This is a genomic window from Microcystis sp. M53602_WE12 (assembly GCF_030065455.1).
Lineage (GTDB): Bacteria > Cyanobacteriota > Cyanobacteriia > Cyanobacteriales > Microcystaceae > Microcystis > Microcystis aeruginosa.
This window is the reverse complement of sequence record NZ_JASJFB010000524.1, coordinates 1-1,338: the sequence shown is the minus strand read 5'-3', so window position 1 is coordinate 1,338 and position 1,338 is coordinate 1. Positions and strand designations below refer to the sequence as shown.

Here is a 1,338-nt window from a genome sequence, read left to right as displayed (position 1 = left end):
TGAATCGTGGTGTCGAATTCGGAGGCAGTTGCGGGAGGGTTGAGCGTCGATTCCAAGGTTTGCATAGGACTATCACCAACAATCACTCTCCCTATTCTCTCAAAGAACAGGAACAGATTCTAGCCACTCTAATAAAATTGGATTAAAACGGTCGGGACATTCATCCTGTAAACAATGACCAGCCCGTTCAAATTCTACATATTTAATTCTAGGATTAAGGGAGACAAAACCCTGGGCTAACTGGACGGGAACCATGCGATCTTGTTTGCCCCAACATAATAAAATCGGGATTTCTAAGCGTGGTAAAATTAACTTTGCTGGTGGACAATATTCGGGATGATTAACAGCTTGTGCTAGGGAAATAAACGCCTCGGCTGCCCCCTCATCTAGGGTTGGGGCGGCGATAATTTGTACTAATTCCTCGCTGACTGCTTTCTTGTCTTCGTAGGCGATTCCTGTCCATTTTTTCAAGACTTGCGGACGACGCAGATAGTAAAAAATCGGTTTTAATAGCCAAGGCGAAGTGAAAAAGTTTTCGATGGGAGTGACGATATCTAATAACCAATTGGCAATCATTTCCCTCCGACGGCTGACATCGGGTAAACTGATCATAACTAATCCGGCTACCATTTCCGGATATTTACCCGCTAGGGCCATACTAACTAAAGAACCGATCGAATTTCCCACTAATACCACTGGTCTATTTATAAAAGTTTGCCAGAAATCGTGTATCTGTTCCACCCAGAGATTAACGGTATAGGGAACCTGTACTTTGCGCGAACCACCGAAACCTAATAAATCTACCGCGTAAACTCGATGATTTTGGCTGAGGATAGGAATATTATGGCGCCAATGTTCGATCGCCGCTCCAAATCCATGCAGTAAAATTAAAGGGGGTTTATCGGCATCTTGGGGGTTTTTTGCCGGCATAAAACTATAACGAATTTGCCAACCGCGCCACACCCAATCCCGTTGATAACCGATACGTTCTGTCCAAGCTGGTGAAGTTCTCACTTAAGTCAAACAATTAAGAGGTTTTCAGGAAATATTACTCTAAGTAGGTAGGCGTTAAAAATTATCAGACACCCCCCTTATCAAGGTAGGGCTGTTTCATTCTCCCATCAGAATATCAAAAGTAAAAGCGATCACAGTCAGATAAAATGAGAAGTGACTGCCAACTTTTAAAATATATGTTGAGCTTAATAGAAAAACTAAAACAAGTCAAGGACTTTCGTAAGAATAAAGGAAAAAGACACCCTTTATGGATAGTATTAGTAGTAATAATACTGGGAACAATGCTAGGATACTCAGGTTAGAGAGAGCTAGGAGAGTTTGCTA

General features: G+C 42.1%; 1 protein-coding gene and 1 pseudogene. One reads left to right on the top strand and one right to left on the bottom strand.

The features are described from left to right. Positions 1-99: 99 nt before the first annotated feature. A complete protein-coding gene (locus PX482_RS17070; RefSeq protein WP_002763855.1) occupies positions 100-1,014 on the bottom strand; it encodes an alpha/beta fold hydrolase in 915 nt (304 codons plus the stop codon). 176 nt (positions 1,015-1,190) lie between these two features. Here PX482_RS17070 and PX482_RS17065 point away from each other — a divergent pair. Next, positions 1,191-1,313, top strand: a pseudogene (locus PX482_RS17065) (transposase family protein); the annotation flags it as partial. Positions 1,314-1,338: the final 25 nt, after the last annotated feature.